Here is a 20,099-nt window from a genome sequence, read left to right as displayed (position 1 = left end):
AACAGGTAACTCAGTTTGTGAGATATCTCTTACATAAAATTCAGCAGATTTCCCCTACTTTTTTCTCCCTTGATGTCCATAATTAACTTGCAAGGACGCGAAAGGGACTGCACTACTGCGGCAATGGATAAATGGATTGCGCCGCTCGCCCTAGGGATATGGGCACCATCCTGTGAGACGCACCGCCCTGGCCGGATTGCCTGGGCGGTGTTTTACATTCTGCTTTAATCTGCCTGTTGCTGCCTACAACACTTTCCAGAATTTATACCTATCCTATGTAATTTGCTGTAATTCCACCATCGGCTTGTCACTGTCTGGAATTTGTAATAGTTATCCGCTTTAATGTTGATAGGCCGGCCAAATTACCCATGAGCCGGCGGAGGGTGGCGCATTCAGTAATCTACCAGCAGAAGTGCCCGAATTACCCAAGGCAAAACTACGCCTGTGGGCATCTGTATTTTCGTTGGTAAAAAAACTTTCAGGCTTTTCTTTTCTGTCTGGAAGTAAGCTTTTACTTTCGAAGGTGGCAGTTTTTTCTAATGCTGCGAATTGCGCCAGCCTCTGTCATCGTCATCCAGTCCCTTCGATCTGTCACGCCAAAACTTCTTTTTTCTTCTTTATAAAAACCTTTGTGATTACACGGAAACAGTTCCGGGGCTGTCTTGTTCTATTCGACTGTGGGGAGGCGAGGTTATGCACGCGAGAATATTGCGTTTAAATCTGGCGGGACAACCGCTGGAGTGGCTGAGTTGGCAAGAGGCATCCTGTCTGTACGTGCGGGAGCTGGTTACATGGTCGCTGGGAGGTGTTGTCCAGCGGGTGAGAGGAGGCTTTAATCGCAATGGCGATCGTTCCAGCCTCGATCTGGCCGCTATTATCGCCTGTGGCGGTGCACGTATGGCCCGTCCGCGCCGGCGCCCACCTCTAACAAATCGAGCACTGTTTTTTCGCGATTCCCATACTTGTCTTTATTGCGGTAATTTCTTTAAAAGTGTGGATTTGACACGGGACCATGTTATTCCTGTTTCCAAAGGCGGAGTTGATTCCTGGGAAAATGTGGTCGCGGCCTGCAGGCGCTGTAACCAGCATAAGGGCAATCAACTATTGGAAAATATCGACATGGAGCTGTTGGCCTTGCCCTTCTGCCCCAATGCAGCTGAATACCTTGCCCTGATTAACAGTGAGCGGATTCGCGGCGATCAGATGGAGTTTCTGCGCGGCCAGTTTTCACGGCGGCGTCAACAGGGGTGGTTGTTGCACTAGCCCATCGGATCAAAATGAGCAAAAAAGAAAAGGGGCCAACAGGCCCCTTTTAATTATGTCTTGTCGTTAGGTGAAGATACCGCAGAGCGGATCAGGCCGGCCAGGTATTCGGTGAAATTGTGCCCGTGGTTTTCCATCATTTTGGGGAACATGGAGTTTGGCGTCATACCGGGAAAAGTATTGACCTCATTGAGGTAGAGTTCGCCGGTCTCTGTCAGGAAAAAGTCTATGCGGGACAAATCCTTCAGCTTTAGGGCTTTAAAAGTACGCAGGGATACTTCGGCTATCCATTGAAGCTGTTCTTCGTGAAGATCAGCAGCTTCGATAAAGGTGACCGCGCGGCTGCCCTCGGCATACTTTTCCTTATAAGTGTAAAAAGTATCCGTTGGGGCGCGTACTTCTCCCGGGCGGGTTGCGATCACATCATCGTTGTAGTGGTAAACCGCAACTTCCAGCTCTCTGGCTTTCAATGCTTTTTCTATCAGCACATAAGGGGAGAGTTTAAAGGCGTCCTCGATCGCGGCTTCTAACTCTTCTTTGTCACGGACCTTAAAGCAACCTACGGAAGATCCCTGATTGGAGGCTTTTACAAATACCTCACCCCAGTTCTCCAGGGCATCGTGAGCTTTTTGTAATTCCTCGACTTCAGTGCTGTGCAAAAACTCGTAAGGTGTGTTTTCAATACCCAGGGCACTGAGCCACATCTTGGTTTTAATTTTGTTAAAGCAGATTTTGCTGGGCTCAGGTGCAGAGCCAAAATAGGGGATGCCGAACATATCCAGTTGCGACTGCAAATCGCCGGTTTCTCCCGGGTAGCCGTGAATTGCCGGAATTACATAGTCCACATCCCAGGAGTTACCTTCTTCATCGCGAATTTTGCGATCGTAAAAGATATGGTAAACCCGGCCCTGGCTGTCGGTAAGGCAGCCACTGTTATCCATTTCCACCCGCAATAGGGCGATGTCCTCTGCTGCTGACAACTTGTCCTCGATAAAATCAGCAGTTCTGAGGGATACGTCGTGCTCGCTGCCGCCACCGCCGCAGATAAGCAAGGTGTTAATCATAAAATTATTCCGTCGTAGTGCCTGCCGAAGGTGCGGTTAATACCTGTTCGCACTGTTGGGGCAAGGTCTTTGGTTTCGGCTTTTTCTGTTTCGGTTGGGGTTTAGTGCCATTGAGAATTGCATAGAAGTCATCGCTAAACCACCAATCCAAGTCACTGCCACAGGCTGCAGTGGTCACCGGAGCCTGGGGCTTACAGTTGGTGCTTCCCTCTGGGCACGCCAGGCGCACATGAAAATGGTAATTGTGCCCCCACCAGGGACGCACTTTGCGCAGCCACTCGTTATCTTCGCCGGATATTTCGCACAGGTGGCGCTTGATGGTCGGGTGTACAAATATTCGTTCGACTCGCTGGTCCTCTGCGGCCATGCGCAGGATTTTGGGAACCCGGTCGTCCCAATTTTCAGGGATCAGGCGGTGTTTGCGCTCATCAGCCAAGGCAACAGCAGAGATATTATCACGCTCCCACGGGGTGAGGGGACGCTCTGCGGCCCGCCGATCCTGGGAATACCAGATGTCTACGTCCAGGCCGGTTTGGTGGCTGTTGTGCCCACCACTGCCGAAAGGGCCCCCTCGAGCCATAGACATGTCACCGATCTGGATTCTGCCCAGATCTTTCTGCGCCACGCTCTGGGAAAACTCCTTCAGGAAGTTAATGGTCTGGGGGTGGGCAAAATGTCGATCGCGGCCAGTCCTCACCAACTGATAGCCCTCTCCTCTCAATGGCAGGGTCTCCCCGCCACTCAGGCAGCCATTGGTGTAGGTGCCAATACTCGATGGTGTCTGCGCACTGGGCCCTTCGACCTTATCCCAGTCGTTGGCACTTGCGGCGCCGCTCGCCAGGGCCGAGGCGAGAATCAGGGTGTGGGTTAGTTGCCGTAAAAATCCCGCTTTAAAGGGGCTAACGGCCTCGGTAGTGGATACTGAATTTTGAGCTTTCGGGTGCATAGGTCCCTGGATACCAATAAGTCACAGTTGTCGGGCCACCTCAAGTGGCGCCCGACGAGTATAGACAGACAGAGTGCTAGCTCTGTGACGCAAGTATCTCTTTGCAGTTCCGTATCAGCTGCTCCATTTCCTCATTGGTGCCAATAGAGATACGCAAGTACTCACTGACCCGGGGCTTGTTGAAGTAACGTACGAGAATATTACGCTCCCGCAGTGCCAGGTACAGGGCTTCTGCGCCGGGCTCCGGTGGTTTGGCTAGAAGGAAATTGGCTTGGGAGGGAATCACTTCGAATCCCAGGTCTGTAAGCGCCCGCTCACAGCGCTCGCGGGTGGCGATGACCTTGCCGCAATTGTCGCTGTGCCAGGCGGTATCGCGGATCGCTGCGGTGGCCACACGCTGGGCAATGGCATCAATGGGGTAGGAGTTAAAGGAGTTCTTGGCTCTCAGCAACCCTTCAATCAGGTGCTCCTGCCCCATAGCAAAGCCGAGGCGAAGCCCTGCGAGGGCATAGGATTTTGACAGTGTGTGTATCACCAGCAGGTTGGGGTAGCGATCGATGAGTGTTGCTGCACTCTGTCCGCCAAAATCGATATAGGCCTCATCAATAACCACCACTCTTTCAGGCTGTGAGCGCAAGAGCTGTTCAATTTGCTCTAGAGGCAGGTACCGTCCCGTGGGTGCATTGGGGTTGGGAATAATTACACCGGCTGCAGGAGCGGCATAGTCCTCAAGCTGGATAGAGAAATCACCGTGCAGGGGAACAGTGCGGCTTTTGATATTGAAGAGCTGGCAATAAACCGGGTAAAAACTGTAGGTGATATCCGGAAATAGCAGGGGCTCGCTGCGGCGGAAAAAACTGTAAAAGCTCAGCGCCAGCACTTCATCGGAGCCATTGCCCACAAATACTTGTTCGGCAGAGAGATTGTGCTTATCGGCAATAGCGCGGCGTAATTCACAGGACTCCGGGTCGGGATAGCGGCGCAATGCATCGGCAAAGTCGTGCTGCTCCAAGAGCCTTAAAGCTTCGGGGGAGGCAGGGTAGGGGTTCTCATTGGTATTGAGCTTTATCAGGGTTTCACTCTTGGGCTGCTCCCCAGGTGTATAGGGTTCCAGCTGGTCGAGCCCTGGGCTCCAATAAATCTTGCTCATGATTCTACCTCTGCGGTACTACTTTGATTGTCGCTGGAGGAGCCTTCAGCGCCTTCTTTAGTTTCTTTTTTCTTGATGGGGATATCAAACAGGTCGGCCGAATTTCCAATAAATTCCTGCATGGGAACAGGGTTGCGGAATAGCATATTATCGTATTTCAGCTCTGTGGATATCGGTGGAACCTCGCTGAATTCGTCCATGTTGTTAACGCTTTCAGCTAAGCCCAGGCCGAGGAATGCCAGTGGCAGTGTCAGTGCCACTGTCCAGCGCCAGCCCCTGGCGAGGTTGGTGGCCAGGTAGCAGGCGGACCAGAGCATTGCCGGTAATATGATGGCGAGTACCAGGAAGTCCAGGACCTGAATAGTGGTGCCGATGGCAAAATTGAAATTGATTAGCCCCCTCAGCCATTCCCAAAAGGTGTAAGTAAGTGCACCTATGGCGGCGATGGATAGATGGGTGAAAAAGTGTGTTTCATGCCTGACTACCCTGCCGATAAACGCCCAGACTCCGGCGTAAATCACCATGCCAATTATGGCCGTGGCAAGAATGTTGACGGCAATAGTCCATTGATAGTTACGGGCGTAACCGAGGTAGCTCATCAGTACGCTGGCGAAGCCAAAACACAACAGCAGCAGTATTGCTCCCAGGGAGTGGGACAAGCTGGAAAACAGGTTTTCCAGTGAATGGAGAGGGGTAGCTTCAGGTACCGGGTCATCCGTATGGAAAACCCGGAAGCGTGACTTCCCACACTGCAGCAAGTCACCGGAGGAAATCCTGTGTTGAGCGATGGTATCTGGTTTAACGGACTTATCTTTCAGGTTTCCCAAAAGCTGGCAGCCGTTGGTCGAATTGAGGTCGTGTAAGACGTACTGGCCGTCCTCTCCCCGCTTGATTTCGGCATGGTGGGCATCGGAATGGATGTCCTCCAGAATTGCATCGTTGTCGTAAGCGCGGCCCAGGGTAAATTTATCCCCGTCCATTCGGTAGCGCAGCTGCACCCGGTGGGCGCGATTGAGTTCTTCAATAATCAGGGCCATTGGATCTCGCTCGTAAACTTCTGGGTAAAGGCGTCGGCGGACTCCTGGGTAAAGCCGGACAAGGTAAAGTGGCTGACCAGTGCGCGATTTTTCTGATCCACACTTAGGCTCAGGAAGAAAATATCGTAGAGGTCTGGGAAGTCCTTGTAGCGCCTGACGCAGTAGCTGGTGCGCGCGATCAGGGGCTCGCGATTGCGATCCGGCTTGGACACCGAGGTTTCATTGCCGCGTTCCTGAGAGGTAAATCCTTGCTGGCAGCGGAAATTGGTTACATCTTCTTCTCCAGCGCTATTGCCTGGGTAAAAGGAGTCCATCTGCCCTTCGTACTCGGCATAAAAGCGCGCGGGCAGAAGATCCTCGGCCTGCAGCCAGAAAAATTCGTACTCTACCCGCCCGGTGTTGAAGTCGTCGGATAGGAAAATAACATCTTGTCCGGTGCAGCCTTTATCAATTCGCTTGATCGGATTGGTTTCGCTCTCTTGGGTATTTCCCCAGCATTTAATGGCTGGAATTATTTCACCGACAACCTGGGCCTCACCGAGGGCGCGACGCTGCCAGTCGGCCCTCAGTATTGAGTCGATTATTTTTTGCTGGTTATCCAGAAGCTGTTGATAAGTCACTTGCTTCAGGTTGAGAGTTCCGCCCTTGGCGCGATAGTGTTTTAAAAGCGACGACAGCTTATCCACTGGCACCAGGAAGCTAACCTGGTTGCCTGCGGTCGCCACATTAATGCCCACTACCTGCCCTTGGGTATTGATCGCTGGCCCGCCGCTCATTCCCGGATTAATAGATCCGGCAAAGTGAATTCGATCGTAGAAGCTACCGCCGGCAATACCGTTATAGGTCCCGGGAATCAAGGTCATGCCCAGGTCCAATGGGTTGCCCAGGGAGACAATGGTTTCCCCTTTTTTGGGGGTGTCCGTCGCCAATTCCAGGTATTCGTCTCCCGGTTTCTCCTGGCGCAGCAGCGCCAGGTCATTGACCACATCGATATCCAGCAGAGTTAATTTTCCCCGGGTGCCATTAACTGCAAGATATTCCAGGGAGTACTCATCTGGCTCACTGACCGCTTGAGCCACTACGTGGTAATTGGTGGCAATCAATCCATCGGGGGAGATTTGAAAGCCTGACCCCAGGCCGGCTTTTGAATTGGAGGATTTTTCGATAAGTCGAATTTGATAGAGGCTGCCGCGATAATCACTGTAGAGCTTTTCATAGCCTTGCGCCATTGCAACAGTGGATAAGCAGCACAGAATCCAGGCGAAGAGCCACGTGGAAAGTTTCGGCATTTTGAATTGATTAAATTGTGGACAGGAAGCGTGATACTACGGGATATAGGATAGTGCAACAAGCGCCCATCACCGGCGCTATCTACCGGTGATGGGTTTGTCTTGGATGGTTAGAGATAGTCCACAATTTTTGGCTGTGTCTCTATCACTTTCTGGTGCGACTCGAGATAAAAGCGGCTGAAGAGTTTGTCGGCTTTTTCCGGAGCGATAAAGCCCTCGCTAAAACCAGGGCTAACTGGATCGAGATGCAGGCGCGCGCAGTTGATAACATGAGCGGCCATCTGCGCCATATTTTCATCCCCAACAGAGATTCGGATAGTGGTTGGGAATATACCCGCCGCCTCCATCGCTTCAGGTGATAGCTCTGAGTGAGATGTCAGGGCGGGGCAGAGCACCATGGTATTTGTCTGGCCCAAGCTCACCATCTGCCCGAAAGCGGGCTCCAGCGCGTCAAAGAAACTTTTAAATGCCTCGGTGGGAATTTGCGCAGCTTCCATGTCAATGCTGAATAATGGTGTGGGGAACTGGTAGCGCATCAGCGATTCTCGCAGCCCGGAATTGGGATGGGTTTCCACTGCATGGCTGTTGACACGAATCTTGCTGTGACTGGCAAAGAAATGGCTGAGGCTCAAAGTATTAATACACTTGGTGAGCATACGCATTTCCAAGGTGCGCATACCGCAATGCACTTCCCAGGCCTTGTCTGCATCCAGGAAAGCCCCCTTGATGTAATAAACATCCCAGAACATGCACTGATCCCAATTAAGGCCTTTTGCGCTGTCGCCTTTAGGGATAAACATGCGGTGGTTTTCGCCGATAACCACACCGGCAGTGGCGGCGCCGGTGCCACCGATATCCTTGGTGTAGGAGTGAACAACAAAATCCGGTCTCTCTTCCCTATCTTTGCGGCGTAGTGGCTGATATAGAAAAGGGGTTGCCAGGGTGGCATCCAGGCTTACCAGGATATTTTCCCGGTGAGCGGTTTTACAAATAGCCGGTACATCCAGCATGATCCCGTGGGGATTGCATGGCGATTCAATATAGACATGTATTTTTGCTCCGGCACTGATTGCGTCTGCGTATGCTTGCTGGGTATCAGCCAGTAGCTTTTCGAACTCTTCACCGGTAGTGCCATCAAACCAGGCCAGATTGATAGACAGTTTATCTTTGCGGGCGTAGAAATCCTGTAACAGCTGGTGAGTGCCGCCATAGATATTCCTGGAAACAATTAAGATATCCTCGTGGCGCAATTGATTTGATAGGAGTGCATCGATTGCAGCCATACCGGAATTAAAATTCCAGGCCATATATTCACTGGCTTCAGGTCCGCATTCCAAATCCACAATAGCATTGGCCAGGGAAATGGAAGTGGGGTTGAGTAAACGTGAATAAATATCGTGGCTCGGCTCGCGCCCACGGAAAGCATCGTCCACCCACTCGGTGCAGGCATAAATGTAAGTTGCTGTGCGGGCAATTACCGGGGTTGCAGAAAAAATAGCGGGAATATTATCGAACAGGGGGTAACCGCCCCGTGTGGTGATATTAAAGTCGTCCCCTTGCAGGCTTTGAAAGCTGGCTCGCAATGGGTTTTGTAAGGTGTCCAATAATTTCGCCAGCTGGAAACTCATAAAGCGCTTGGCATTGAAATAGGCAATCTTGTCAGACTTGTCCAAGCGCTGGAGTGTGTCCGTTACCTGGCTCCACAGCTGGCTCAGATTTCCTTGTGCCTGGTAGAGCAGGGTTGCGGTTTGTTCTAACAGTTTTCCATGTTCTGATTCACTATCAATACAAAAGTGCTGCAATTGCTCTTTTGACAGCTCATCAATATTTTTTGCCTCGGTGCTGTTGCGGCGGGGAGAGAGAATTTTTACATCTTCTAGGTTCGCTTCCATTGTGTCCTCACTACGTGATGCTTTTTGTTATATGGTGACTCTAACAGTCCTGTGCGGCGCATAAAACACTTGGCGAGTAATTAGTGTGTAATTTGCTGTGTTTTGGCGTGATCGATCTGTAATTTGGAAATCTGTACAGTAGCTTCCAGTTGAGGGGGTAGGTGGCTGTGATAATGGTTACCTCGCCATGGAAAGGCAGCCCCCACAATTTTCGAAAGGATTTAATTTCCTTGCCCCCTCAGGTGGCGTGAGGAAACAAAGGAATTCAGCGCAAGCTGAACGGTCAAGCTGGAATCGACAGGTGTAGAGTCTTAGTCGATTCTCTTGGATGAGCTTGTCCGGGCATGGATGCCAAATTTTGCTCTTGATAGTGTTGTTGTAACCGTCGATGGTTGGGACCATCATTTCGGGCCGGCAGTTTTGTGACTGCCGGCTTTTTTTATTTTCTGATTTAGTTGTAAAGGTTATTGCTTGGCTCAAGAGATTGTCTGCCATCGGTTTTGCTGAATAGCATTGAATAAACATTTTTGGAGTGGCCTTGATAAGAATAAATTATCTGAGGGGGCGTTAGTCACTTTCAGTAAGAGTTCATAATATTTTTATATTTATTTTAATAATATAGCGTCTTATCTTTATATAGATATTCACGTGATGGGGAAGGAATAATTTTTCCACTCTTCTTTTTTCTTTTATTATGAATTTATTGTGTAATTATTTTGGCATATGATGACTTTGTGCTTTTCAACAAATATATTTTGCGAAATTATCTGTAATGGCGTGTGATCGACCTGTAATCCTTAAGTATGTACATTGTGTTCCAGTTGAGGGGGTGTAGGTGCTTGTGGGAACAATTACCTCGCCATGGAAAGGCAGCCCGCAGCAAAATTCGGATAGATTTACTTACCCCTATCCCCAATGTGATACCAGGGGTTGAAGGGGGGGAGCACAGGCTGAGTGGCCAAGCTAGGTTCGATAGGTGCAAAGTCTTAATCGAGTCAATTGGATAGGGTTGCCCGGGCACGGGTGCCAAATTTTGCGCTTGATAAGATTGTTGTAGCCGTCGATGGCTGGGGCCATCAATCAGGGGCGGTAAGTTTCAGCCCTGCTGGATGATTTAAGATTGGGGCTGGTTATGATGACGCAGTCACGGACGTAGTTTACACGAGATAATACGTCCTTTGGTGACACCATATAACAAATTTTTAGAGGGGAATGGAAATATGGTCAATTGTGCTGACCTACCTGTACTTGACGTAAAGGTGCCTAAAGAAGGGTTAAAGCTGGATTTGGTTCTTCAGCCTAAAGAGCAAGAAGATGGTAAGCCTCAGTACTGGCCGCTGTTTAATGCGGTTAACCCTGAAGAGCACTTCGGCAATATGCACTTTAAAATCCATAAGCGTGCAGTATTGACTCTGGAGGTGACTCTGGATTTATCACAAGTACCGGGTCGTGAGTTGGAATTTGTTCGCTATCGCCAGAACCATAAGTTAGATGGTCTTATTGCCCTGAGCCCGGATTTTCGTCACCAGTTCCGTGCTCGCGCTAAAGAAGTGGATGGTGAATTCACTAAGTTGATTATTAAAGTTAAGGATAGAGAAGATATCCCTGATAACTTCTCTTTCCTGTGGATGTGTGTAGATGCGGAAACTGGTATGCACTTTGTTTCTGGGGACCCTGAGGCTCAGGTAGATCCATATCCTGTTAATGATCCGCTCTAGTCACAAATAGCCGACACAACTTTCTGTGAGGTCTGAGGTTGGGTGCAGAGTTTTTTAAATGCTGGTAAGGCAAACCATTCTGCGCCCATTCCTAGCTCAATTAATTCTTCAATGTAGTAACTTGCTGACCTCCACTCTTCTGATAGTGCATAGATAAGGGCCGCACTATAGGTGATATCGGTGTCATCTTGGTTCATTTTAAGCAGCTTGTTAAGTATAACTATTGATTCAGCATGCTGGTTAAGGTTCGCCAGCGCTATTGCTCGGAACCGATATTTTCGGAGACTTTGATCTCCATCTTTAATATTTGATGTTAGCTTTAATATCTTTTTATATTCATTTATTGCGAGCTGGTTATTTCCCAGCATTTGATAGGTTTCTGCAGTTTGGTATATCGTAGTTAAGTTCTGTGGTGATATAGATAGCACTTTTTTATATTTTTCTAGTGCCTGTTGATACTTAGCTTGCAGAAAATAAACTACTCCCAAGTTGGCTTCAGCACTTAAGCTTCGGAATTGTTCTGGAATTGTAATAAAGGCCTTTTGGGCGATTTCAAGGTTACCTTGCTCTAACTCAATTACTCCAATAACGGCATGTGCGGACCAGAAATCCGGGTGCTTTTCTAGAAGAGTGTCTAAAGTCTTTCTTGCTTCATTATAGTTTGCGATTTGGAATTGATTTATCGCAACTAAGTATAGGTTGTGTGCAGAGGGGTTTAGAGTTGATGCTTGCTCTGCATAATGCAAACCTTGTTTGTAATTTTCTTGAGAGTAGTAGAATCGGGCATATTGTGCAAGTAGGTGAGCAGATGGGTATCCTTTAGCCTGAAGTTTATTTAATATTGATTCAAAACCCTCTCTATCTGATCCTGTGGATTTTATATAAAGCTGGGCTTCAAGAAGAGCGGTTTTATCAGCTCCTGAAGATTCTGCACTGGCTAATATTCCAAGGGCAGAAGTAATTAAACTGGTATCATTACTAGCCATATATAATTTAGTGGCTATATTTGCATATAGAGAGTATAGATTTGAGTTTTTGGGGTATTTGCCAATCAACTCTTTTGATACTTCTAGATCTTTACGATCGGTAGCCGTATTCGCAAGCTTGGAAATTGTAGAAAGATACCGATTGTAGTCTTCAGGCGCCATTCTAACATCGGTGACCGATTCTTTATGATACTTGTTTGGGAATAGATCTATTACACTATTCCGTATTGAATATTGCGACTCCTGTCTCTGTTGACCCGGAAGAAAAATAAAAGAAATTTGCTTTTTGACTTGTTTATCGAGTGGGTTAATAACTTGTATTTCAATGTTGCAACGCAATTGCATGCACTCTAAACGTGCTGCTAAAGCATCAGTAATCCCCTTTTCCTTCAGTCGCTGTAATTGATCATCTAGGCTGCCTTGCTTTCTGGGGTTGTAGCTTACTAAGGCGCTGGACTTTAGGTGACCTGGAGTACTCATAAGGGCTTGGCGCACCATAGCGGTGACCAAAGTGTCTGAATTCTGGTCAGTTGTTTCTCCGCTAAATTCAACGGGAAGCACCGCAATATACTTGGGTGGCAACTTAGAGTAGCTTTTCCAGCCCCAGGTCATAGCTACAGCTAGCACGGCAAAACCGGCTAACCACTTTGTCAGGCGGCTGTGTTTCTTACGCGGTTTAATAAGTAACTGCGTTACTGTTTCAGAGTATTGTTGGGTGTCAGCATCAATGCCATGATGGCGGACTAAAGAAAGAGCCTCGAAAACTTGCTGGGCAGAGTCTGGACGTTGCTCGGGGCGCTTACTTAAGAGTCTATCGAGTAGTGCTACAAGTGGCTTAGGTATTTCTGCCCAGTGGGTTTGTGGGGGAGTATGGGGTGCATTACAGATCTGCTGGGCAAATGCGAGCGCATTTAAATCCCCACGTTCAAAGGGCTTGTTGTTGCAAAGTAGTTCGTAGGCAATACTACCCAAGCTAAATAAGTCACTGCGAGCATCCAGGGGCGTGCCTTGAACCTGCTCTGGGGACATCGCCTGTATGCTGCCAGCAATATGGTCTTCTCTGGTCAGCTGTTGATCGCAGTCCAGCGCCTTGGCGATGCCAAAATCGGTGATCTTTGCCACACCATCATTAGTGACAAGGATGTTTTCAAGCTTAAGATCGCGATGAATAATCCCTAGGGAATGAGCCTTACTTAGCCCATGGCATATTTGCATTAACAAGTCGAGCTTTATGGCCAGGGTAGGGCTGTTTTCGCGTAGCCACTCTTTAAGGGTGACACCTTCAACCAGCTCCATAACCAGGGCGATACCGTTATTTTCCTCCAGTACGTCATAAAGCCGTACAATATTTGGATGGTTCAACCTGGCTAAAAGTTCGGCTTCGCTACGAAAACGGGCCTCTGCAGAGTTTCCGCTCAGGTCAGAGCGGAGGCGCTTAATCGCTACTTTTCGCCGAAGTTTGATGTCTTCGGCCAAGTAAACAACCCCCATACCGCCGGCACCCAGGGTGCGCTCAACCCTATAACGGCCTTGATATTCCTCAGCTTTCTCCAACGCAACTACGTCCATTGTATTGTATTCTTCTCGGATGGATAGGGGATTTTACCTGATAGTACAATTTCGTGAAGGCATCTGTCCCCTCCTAAAGGGAAATGGTTCACGTTATTCCATTCTGTTTGATTTGTTTTTTAATGTTTAAGTGTCAGTCCTGTCAGAACATAATGTAGGGTAGTTGGCGCGTATATCATCAAAACTTGCCAGGGTGCAAATAGGTTGAAAGCCAATTGTTGTGAACCACACTGGAGCCATGCCTAGCTCCAAAGTCTTTCTTATGTAGGCTTTAGCGGAAAGCATATCGCCGCTGGCCATGTAAACCTGGGCGCGGCTGTAATTGACAAATAAGCCGTCTGGAGCGGTGTTATCCATCTTTAATAGTGTCTCAATGGCTTGCTCACCCTGGCCCAGCTCGGAGTAGGCCCTTGCCCGCAGTAACAATCCAAGCCAGTCCTCCTGCTTTTGTGCCAAGGTTAGGGCGCGCTGGGCAAACTCTTGTGATTGCAGCTGTCTATTTTCCAGGCGGGCAATCTCTGCCAGCAGCAGATATACATGGGGATCGTTAAGGGCTCGTTCAGCAACATGACTCAGGCAGTTTTTTGTATCCTGCAGCTGCTGTTCGATGTAATAGGACAAGCAAAGGTTGAAGGTATCCCTGTCCCCTAAATGCTTTAAGCCTACCCTACTAAGAAGCCGGATAGACTCTTTGGGGCGGCCTGAATCCAATTCATTGGCTGCGAGTAGGGAGATAGCATCAATATATTGATTGTTGAGACGGATAGCCTGTAAAAGGTAAGGCCTCGCTTTTTCCATTTGCCCCATCAGGGTCAGGGTCAGAGCCTTTTGGCGAAGATAAAGAGGGCTGGTACGAATGTTGAGAGCTTGGTTAATGACTTCCAGCGCACGGTTGTAATTCCCCCTTCGCTGGTGGGCTTTCGCGCGCAGGAAGTAGTAGAGAGCCTGATCAGGCAGTCGCAGCTTTAGTTTTGCAAGTAAGGCCTCTGTGAGCTCGGTATCTGCTAAGAAGATGGCAATACGTAATTTAGTGACCAGCACCGTTGGGTGGTTGGAAATCTTTGCGGGTATGTTTTTGAGAAGCCCTGTGAGACGGTCGCGTATTTTGGTATCCCGCGAGTGATATAGGTGGGTGGCTAATAGATCCGCTAACAGTTCATAGTAGGAGGGGAAGTAGGGGTTCCTTTTTAGCAGAGCCTCAACTTTGGTAATTGCCCCGGCAACATTGGCTTCATTATTGCGCTGTTCGAAGATCTCGAGGTATTGCTGGTAATCTTCAGGGCTAAGGTTGAACTGAGCTCCTTGACTTCCTGTAGGGTAGTTGGGGAGTAGGTAGTGCAGCTGTTGCAAGACGCGTGCGCGGCTCTCCAGCGGTGCATCCAGGTTCAGCATGGCGCTACGGTTGGCAGTTTCAGCGAACCCCTCAGTTTCTATGAGGGCAAATGAAGCTTCACAGGCGGTGGCTTCACAGTTTAGGGCAAATTGCAGCAGCAGCTGTGCGTTGAGCGCTTTCGCTTGCTCGCGTAAAGGCTTGCCTTTTAGTTGCTGGGACTCCGAATAGGGTACCAGTAGTAGTGCTGGTTGATCGGAAAGCCCCTGCTTGATGGAGCTGAGAAGGTTATTGGCTAGTAGCCTTTCCTCTCGGCTGCGCAGGTTAGATAAATCTGGCTCAATAATCGCAATGTACTTTGCTGAGGGTTCTTTACTTCCCCATAGAGAAAGTTCAGGAAAAACAGCGGCGGTTAAGCCGAGTAACATCGCACCGGATGCCAGGAGTATGCCGGCTAGAAGTTTGCGTCCTTTGTTTTTACGTCGATGTTGTACATGAAAGTCTTCAGTGGTGATCGTGATGTCATGGTCATCGGCGGTTTCCTGGTCCGATATTAATTGACTCAATATCATATCCAAGTCGGTGGCTACAACGGCAGCACTGACAGGGCGTTTGTCCGGGCTTTTGGCCAGCAGTTTATCCAGTAATTTGCAAAGCGCCGTAGGAAGTCCGGGGTTTATGGTCCCTGCGGGTGGGTGCGGGTTGTTGATGATCCGATCGATAATAACGTATGGGCTTCCATGCTTGCCGAAGGGAGGCTGATCACAAAATAAGTGGTAGGCGAGCATTCCCAGGGCAAATAAGTCACAGCGGTTATCCAGCTTCTCACCGAGGGCCTGCTCCGGGGACATTGCATACCAGCTTCCGGCTATATGCTGCTCGCGAGTGATTTCTTTCGTCTCCTGCCAGTTCCGGGCAATACCAAAATCAGCGATTTTTGCGATGTTATTGCTGTCAATAAGGATGTTGTCAGCTTTCAAGTCGCGGTGAATAATTCCGGCAGCATGGGCACGCGCAAGACCGGCAGTGATTTGCTTGAGTAGCTGGATTTTCTGGCGGAGGCTGGGGTTAAACTCCCGTGCCCAATAGGTGAGTGGGCGGCCATCAACATACTCCATAACCAGGGCTACATCGTTCTGCTCCTCAACAACATCATAAATTTGTACGATATGGTTGTGGTTTAGTTGTGCGAGCAGTAATGCTTCCTGGCGAATTCGCCGTGAGGCAGATTCGTCTTCAGGGTTGTTGAGCAATCGCTTTATAGCGACCTCTCGGTTAAGTCGCTCATCTTTGGCGAGGTACACAACTCCCATTCCCCCGGCTCCAAGCTGCCTGATGATCTTGTACCGGCCGATATAAGAGGGTGGTTGCGCTGACATTGTAATTCTTGCCGAGGGATAAGAGATTCAGCTCCGCCACCCTGGCAAATAATTACTGAATAGGTAATGAAGGGGCCTAGCCTTAAGCCCCCTTTCTGGAGATGAAGCTATACCGCTTCCGGCTCTGTTTTTGCCTCGAGTTGGTTGCCTTTATAAATTTCGAATTGCGGGCAACCAATACGGATTTCCCAGGATCGACGCTCTACTAGGCTCGATGTATCCACTGCATCAGGTAGGGATTCAGAGATTTGTTTGCGGGCGCGGAAAATTTGGGTGTTCAAGTGGTTAACAGTGATACCCAGCTCGTGAGTGGCTACCTGAATAGAAACCCAGCCCTGGGAGTCAGTGTCCATGCCGCTCTGCATATCTTTGTGGCGGGCACGAGCAAGGTACAACAAGAGATAGTTGTGGATTCTTGCTGGTAAGGATTGCTTCATGCCTTCCCGCTGAAGTTGTAACTGCACATGCTCTTCGTGGGAGCTCACAGAGAACTTCAGCTCAAAGTCGATAATAGACAGTTGTTGCAGCGACAACTCTTTCGTTGCTCCTTGGTTGTCCGCCAGGAAGAGCTGCCAGCTATGCAGGCCGCAATCGATACGATCGCCATGATTTACCAGGATCTTATCGCCGTCCTCAGCAGATGGGCCGGTGAACTCGTACAACCACTGTCCTGTTAGGGGGCTGTACTGAAGGCTGGCGAGAGGCTCATTTTCGTCGGGCAGCAGGTGGTATTGTTCCAGCGGTTGTGCCTCGCCGGAGTGAATATCGATCAGCAAATTCTCGGGAGCGTCGAGGTTTTCGACGATCCAGGCTGGGTTATTAGCCCGACCAAAAGCGATTTTGTCACCGGTCTGGAGTGGGTAGCTCTTAGCGGGCACCAGCTGCTGGCCATTTAGCCAGGTACCATTGCGACTCAAGTCGCGAATATTCCAATGAGTACCGGTCCACTGCACTGCGGCATGGATGCCCGATATCTCAGCACTTGTGATTCTTGTGTCTACTGCACCCTGCCGGCGCCCAATGGTGTGGTGTGCCATTAAGTAAACTGGTTGTTCCCTATCTGGATGCTGTAAGCAAGCCATATTCCTACCCTTCTGCCGTGGCCAACTCAAGTTGTAGCCTGATTGCGACAAAGTTCATTCATACTGGTGGATGCCCGCTGTGCTTGTCCTGCGAATACCTTAGCAGTACGGAGTCTTGGCTTACCATCTGCGGCGATTATTTCCCTTGAGCTGAGACACTACTTGTTGTGATTGGCGCTGCTCTGCGCCGCTGTCTCACTGATAGTCTCGGAGAGGATTGCCCCAGTTCTGAATGATTTAGTCACTACGATTTTTGGAAATTGTTCTATTTTTGCGCTCCCTTGATAACTGTCTCTAGAGGGAGTGCAATAATTGTCAGTAATTGCTTCCATTTTCGCTGAAAAGTTGTGCCGCCGTCAAAAATCTTAAAGACCTTTTCATACTTTTACTTGTGACTTGGTTAATGTTCTCCAAATACACGGCTGCACACTAGTTTAATGGATACTTGCCTGTATCTTTGTCGACCGGATCTTCTTTAATCGATGGCTACACAATATATTTCACAGTTGTGCGCCAGTGCTAGCGGCATTACTGCTAATTTGGTAAATGGATACCACTTTTACTGTTATTGAAAATAAGTCTCAATTGTAAAAGAGAATATATATTATTAACTGTTAAATTTGGCACTTTTGACGGCTTGTATGTCATTGTTGAAAAGGCTGATTTGAAGTAGCTGCTTTGGCGCGCTATTTATCAGATGCACTTAGGTGACACTTTGCAGCTAAAGAATGAAAATTTAGCGGTGGTGAAGCCCGAAGCAAAACGCTGGGGCACTCTGACGATCTTTAACCTTTGGGCCAACGCTGCACAAAGTCTCGCTGGCTATACCCTGGCGGCAACTCTATTCCTCGGTCCCAATACGAATGCTTGGCTGGTTCTCGCTGGGATCGCTATTGCAGCAATTTTAATTATCATCTTATTAAATTTAATCGGTGAACCGAGTGTTAAATACGGTATACCGTTTCCTGTATTGGCCAGGGCGAGTATGGGGATCCGAGGTGCTAACGTCCCTGCGTTGCTTCGGGGGAGCGTGGCAATATTTTGGTACGGTGCGCAGACTTGGTTTGCTGCCCATGCCATGTCTTTGTTGCTGAGAGAGTGGTGGCCACAAGCTGTCGGAGGGCAGTGGCTGGCAATGGACCGGATCGATTGGGCTTCCCTCGTACTTGTCTCCTTATTTCAGGCTCTTCTATTTTTCAAAGGTATCAATACGATCCGTTGGTTTATCAACCTGGCTGCGCCATGTGTCTATGGAGTGATGCTCGCGCTGTTGTGGATGCTAGTGGTTCGAAGTGACGGACAGTTTGTATTTGCAGTTGCTACTTTCTTTGATCGGTCTATAGCATCCTGGGGCGATGGCTTGGTCCAGCTCATCAAAGTCACAGGTACTATGTTGGCTCTCTATGCGCCGATAATCCTAAGTTACGGAGATTTTGCTCGTTTCTGTAAGAACGAGTCTGTTATGCGAAGGGGGAATTGGCTGGGAATCACTATAAACATGACTGGCTTTGCGATAATTGTTCTGTTCACCACTATCGCCGCCCAGTCAGTTTTCCACCAGAACTTGGCAAACCCCACTGATATCGTGCAGAAGCTTGGGAATCTGGAGCTGTCATTGATCGCCGCGGTTGTTTTTTTTACAGCAACGGCCGGTATCAATGTGGTGGCGAACTTTGTGGCTCCAGTTAACGATATTTCAAATTTTCTGCCAAAGTACCTGGGGTTTCGCAGGGCGGCATTGATAACGCTGTTTCTGGCCTTTCTGATTAGTGCTTTGTGGCCCGCTGTTATCAAACAAATCGGTTTAGTGGCGTTCGTAAACTGGGTGGGGGTTTTTCTGGCGCCTGCCTACGGTGTCATATTGTCTCACTACTACTTAGTAGAGAAGCGCCAGATGGATGTAGGGCAGTTGTATTACAGCGAAAGTGATGGGCGTTATTACTATTTCTGTGGCTGGAACCCGCGAGCACTGCTGACTTTATTGGGGACATGTATTGTCATCACAATGCTAGCTTTTTTCTTACCGAAAGGGTTGATGGCAGGCGTCGACTGGCTATTGGCTGCGGCTGCTGCTTGCGTAGTTTATTGGAGTGTTGCGAAGCGCAGTTAGGGGGGAGCCCGGAGGTATTTCCGGGCTCAGGGGGCGTACTTTTTGTTGTTAGATACGGATACCTTCGATATCCAGGATCATCTCAACTTTCTGGGAGGCTGGGCCTAGGGATTTGATACCGAATTCTTTCAGCTCGAACTCAGTGGTTCCACTGAAGCCCTGGCGGTAGCCACCCCAAGGGTCTTTACCGCCACCGATATTGGTAACGTCAATTGTGATTGGCTTAGTGATACCGCGGAGGGTCAGTTCGCCATTTAGACGGGCTTTGCCGTCTTCCAAAGGTTCAAAGCTAGTGCTCTTAAAAGTAGCAGTGGGGAATTTGGCAGCGTCGAGGAAGTCATCGCTGCGCAGGTGCTTGTCGCGCTCAGCGTGATTGCTATTGAGGCTGGTTACATCGATGTCGACATTGATAGAAGATTTTTCCGGCTGCTTTTCATCGTAAAAGAAGGAGCCGTTGAAGTCATCGAAACGGCCGTATAGCCAGCTGTATCCAAGGTGCTTGATACGAAACTGCACAAAAGCGTGAGCCCCTTTGGTGTCGATTTTGTATTCCGCTGCTTGAGCTACAGTCCCCATCAGAGCTGCAATAAGAAATACAGAGAGCTTCTTCATGTCATTTTTTCCTTATTTGGTGGTTGAGAGTGTTGTTTGTACGTGTGAGTGATTGTCTGTAGAACTTTTTACACGGATGCCGATGATTCTGCGCAGTGTGCCGTCACGGTCAATAAAGTGGTGCTTGAGGGCTGCCAAGACATGTGCTGCTACGAGTCCAATCAGGCCCCAGGCAAGGATTTCGTGGATAGATCCCGCAATGTCTTCCTGATTGGGAATTCCTTGTAAGGTTGCAGGGATGCTCACTATGCCGAAGACATCGATAGGGCGGCCATCGGCGGTAGAAATCAGATAGCCGGAAACCATGATTGCCAGTAGTAACAGGTAAATCAGTCCATGAGTGGCGGTGGCGGCAAATTTCTGCCAGTTGGGAGTTTGGGGGTTGCTCGCCGGAGATGGGTTGGCAAAGCGCCAAGCCAGCCTGAAGAGTAGAAACACAAGCAGGATGATGCCTACCCCTTTGTGAATTTCAGGGCCTCGTTGATACCATGGATCGTAGTAGGATAGCTGGCGCATCCACCAACCGAGAATAAAAGTCCCTATGATCGCAGGGGCCATTATCCAATGGAGGACGATGGCTACCCAGCCGTAGCTGGAGGAGCTGTTTTTGGCCTGCACTTCTCTCTCCTATTGGTAGTACGTCACACTTAGATTTGCTAAGTGCCACTAGGG

At 49.1% G+C, this 20,099-nt stretch carries 14 protein-coding genes; 3 read left to right on the top strand and 11 right to left on the bottom strand.

Annotated elements, in window-relative coordinates; genetic code table 11:
• The first annotated feature begins 693 nt into the window (after positions 1 to 693).
• Positions 694 to 1,263 carry an HNH endonuclease gene (locus tag ACJJIE_RS13750; RefSeq protein ID WP_282931208.1) on the top strand — a complete coding sequence of 190 codons (570 nt, stop codon included), beginning with the start codon at positions 694 to 696 and terminating at the stop codon, positions 1,261 to 1,263.
• 53 nt (positions 1,264 to 1,316) lie between these two features.
• Here ACJJIE_RS13750 and ACJJIE_RS13745 read toward each other — a convergent pair whose 3' ends face one another.
• From ACJJIE_RS13745 to ACJJIE_RS13720, 6 genes are all read right to left on the bottom strand, one after another.
• A complete protein-coding gene (locus ACJJIE_RS13745) occupies positions 1,317 to 2,327 on the bottom strand; it encodes a D-alanine--D-alanine ligase (protein ID WP_444892055.1) in 1,011 nt (336 codons plus the stop codon).
• A 4-nt stretch (positions 2,328 to 2,331) separates the two neighbouring features.
• The gene (gene mepA / locus ACJJIE_RS13740) at positions 2,332 to 3,273 is read right to left on the bottom strand and encodes a penicillin-insensitive murein endopeptidase (protein WP_444892054.1); all 942 of its coding nucleotides are present in this window, start codon (positions 3,271 to 3,273) and stop codon (positions 2,332 to 2,334) included.
• Between the two features lie 76 nt (positions 3,274 to 3,349).
• Complete coding sequence (gene hisC, locus ACJJIE_RS13735; RefSeq protein WP_444892053.1) at positions 3,350 to 4,423, bottom strand: histidinol-phosphate transaminase; 1,074 nt, start codon at positions 4,421 to 4,423, stop codon at positions 3,350 to 3,352.
• Positions 4,420 to 5,460 (bottom strand): FHA domain-containing protein, encoded by a 1,041-nt coding sequence (locus ACJJIE_RS13730; RefSeq protein WP_444892052.1) that lies wholly within the window; start codon positions 5,458 to 5,460, stop codon positions 4,420 to 4,422. The genes hisC and ACJJIE_RS13730 overlap by 4 nt, the downstream gene beginning before the upstream one ends.
• The gene (locus ACJJIE_RS13725; protein WP_282931213.1) at positions 5,451 to 6,749 is read right to left on the bottom strand and encodes a S1C family serine protease; all 1,299 of its coding nucleotides are present in this window, start codon (positions 6,747 to 6,749) and stop codon (positions 5,451 to 5,453) included. Before ACJJIE_RS13725 ends, ACJJIE_RS13730 begins: the two co-directional genes overlap by 10 nt.
• A 110-nt stretch (positions 6,750 to 6,859) precedes the next feature.
• Positions 6,860 to 8,641 carry a trans-sulfuration enzyme family protein gene (locus tag ACJJIE_RS13720; protein WP_282931214.1) on the bottom strand — a complete coding sequence of 594 codons (1,782 nt, stop codon included), beginning with the start codon at positions 8,639 to 8,641 and terminating at the stop codon, positions 6,860 to 6,862.
• A 1,220-nt stretch (positions 8,642 to 9,861) separates the two neighbouring features.
• Here ACJJIE_RS13720 and ACJJIE_RS13715 point away from each other — a divergent pair.
• Complete coding sequence (locus tag ACJJIE_RS13715; RefSeq protein ID WP_444892051.1) at positions 9,862 to 10,359, top strand: hypothetical protein; 498 nt, start codon at positions 9,862 to 9,864, stop codon at positions 10,357 to 10,359.
• Here the strand turns inward: ACJJIE_RS13715 and ACJJIE_RS13710 are convergent.
• The 3 genes from ACJJIE_RS13710 to ACJJIE_RS13700 form a co-directional block, all read right to left on the bottom strand.
• Positions 10,356 to 12,914, bottom strand: a complete 2,559-nt coding sequence (locus tag ACJJIE_RS13710; RefSeq protein WP_444892050.1) for a protein kinase domain-containing protein — start codon at positions 12,912 to 12,914, stop codon at positions 10,356 to 10,358. The two genes, ACJJIE_RS13715 and ACJJIE_RS13710, sit on opposite strands and share 4 nt — an antisense overlap.
• Positions 12,915 to 13,040: 126 nt before the next feature.
• Positions 13,041 to 15,623: a protein kinase domain-containing protein gene (locus tag ACJJIE_RS13705; RefSeq protein WP_444892049.1), complete on the bottom strand. Its 2,583-nt coding sequence runs from the start codon at positions 15,621 to 15,623 to the stop codon at positions 13,041 to 13,043.
• 107 nt (positions 15,624 to 15,730) lie between these two features.
• On the bottom strand, positions 15,731 to 16,705 hold the full coding sequence (locus tag ACJJIE_RS13700) for an FHA domain-containing protein (protein WP_444892048.1): 975 nt from the start codon (positions 16,703 to 16,705) through the stop codon (positions 15,731 to 15,733).
• Positions 16,706 to 17,420: 715 nt separating this feature from the next.
• Here ACJJIE_RS13700 and ACJJIE_RS13695 point away from each other — a divergent pair.
• Positions 17,421 to 18,815, top strand: a complete 1,395-nt coding sequence (locus ACJJIE_RS13695; protein ID WP_444892047.1) for a cytosine permease — start codon at positions 17,421 to 17,423, stop codon at positions 18,813 to 18,815.
• A gap of 48 nt (positions 18,816 to 18,863) precedes the next feature.
• On the opposite strand, the gene ACJJIE_RS13690 is transcribed toward ACJJIE_RS13695, so the two are convergent.
• Entirely contained in the window at positions 18,864 to 19,427 is a 564-nt protein-coding gene (locus ACJJIE_RS13690; protein WP_282931220.1) for a YceI family protein, read from the bottom strand.
• 12 nt (positions 19,428 to 19,439) lie between these two features.
• Positions 19,440 to 20,045 carry a cytochrome b gene (locus ACJJIE_RS13685; RefSeq protein ID WP_444892046.1) on the bottom strand — a complete coding sequence of 202 codons (606 nt, stop codon included), beginning with the start codon at positions 20,043 to 20,045 and terminating at the stop codon, positions 19,440 to 19,442.
• Between the last annotated feature and the right edge of the window lie 54 nt (positions 20,046 to 20,099).

The sequence above is a fragment of the Microbulbifer maximicatervae (SeqCode) genome (genome assembly GCF_052467325.1).
The sequence above is the reverse complement of the archived record's forward strand: the minus strand, read 5'-3'. Positions and strand labels throughout refer to the sequence as shown.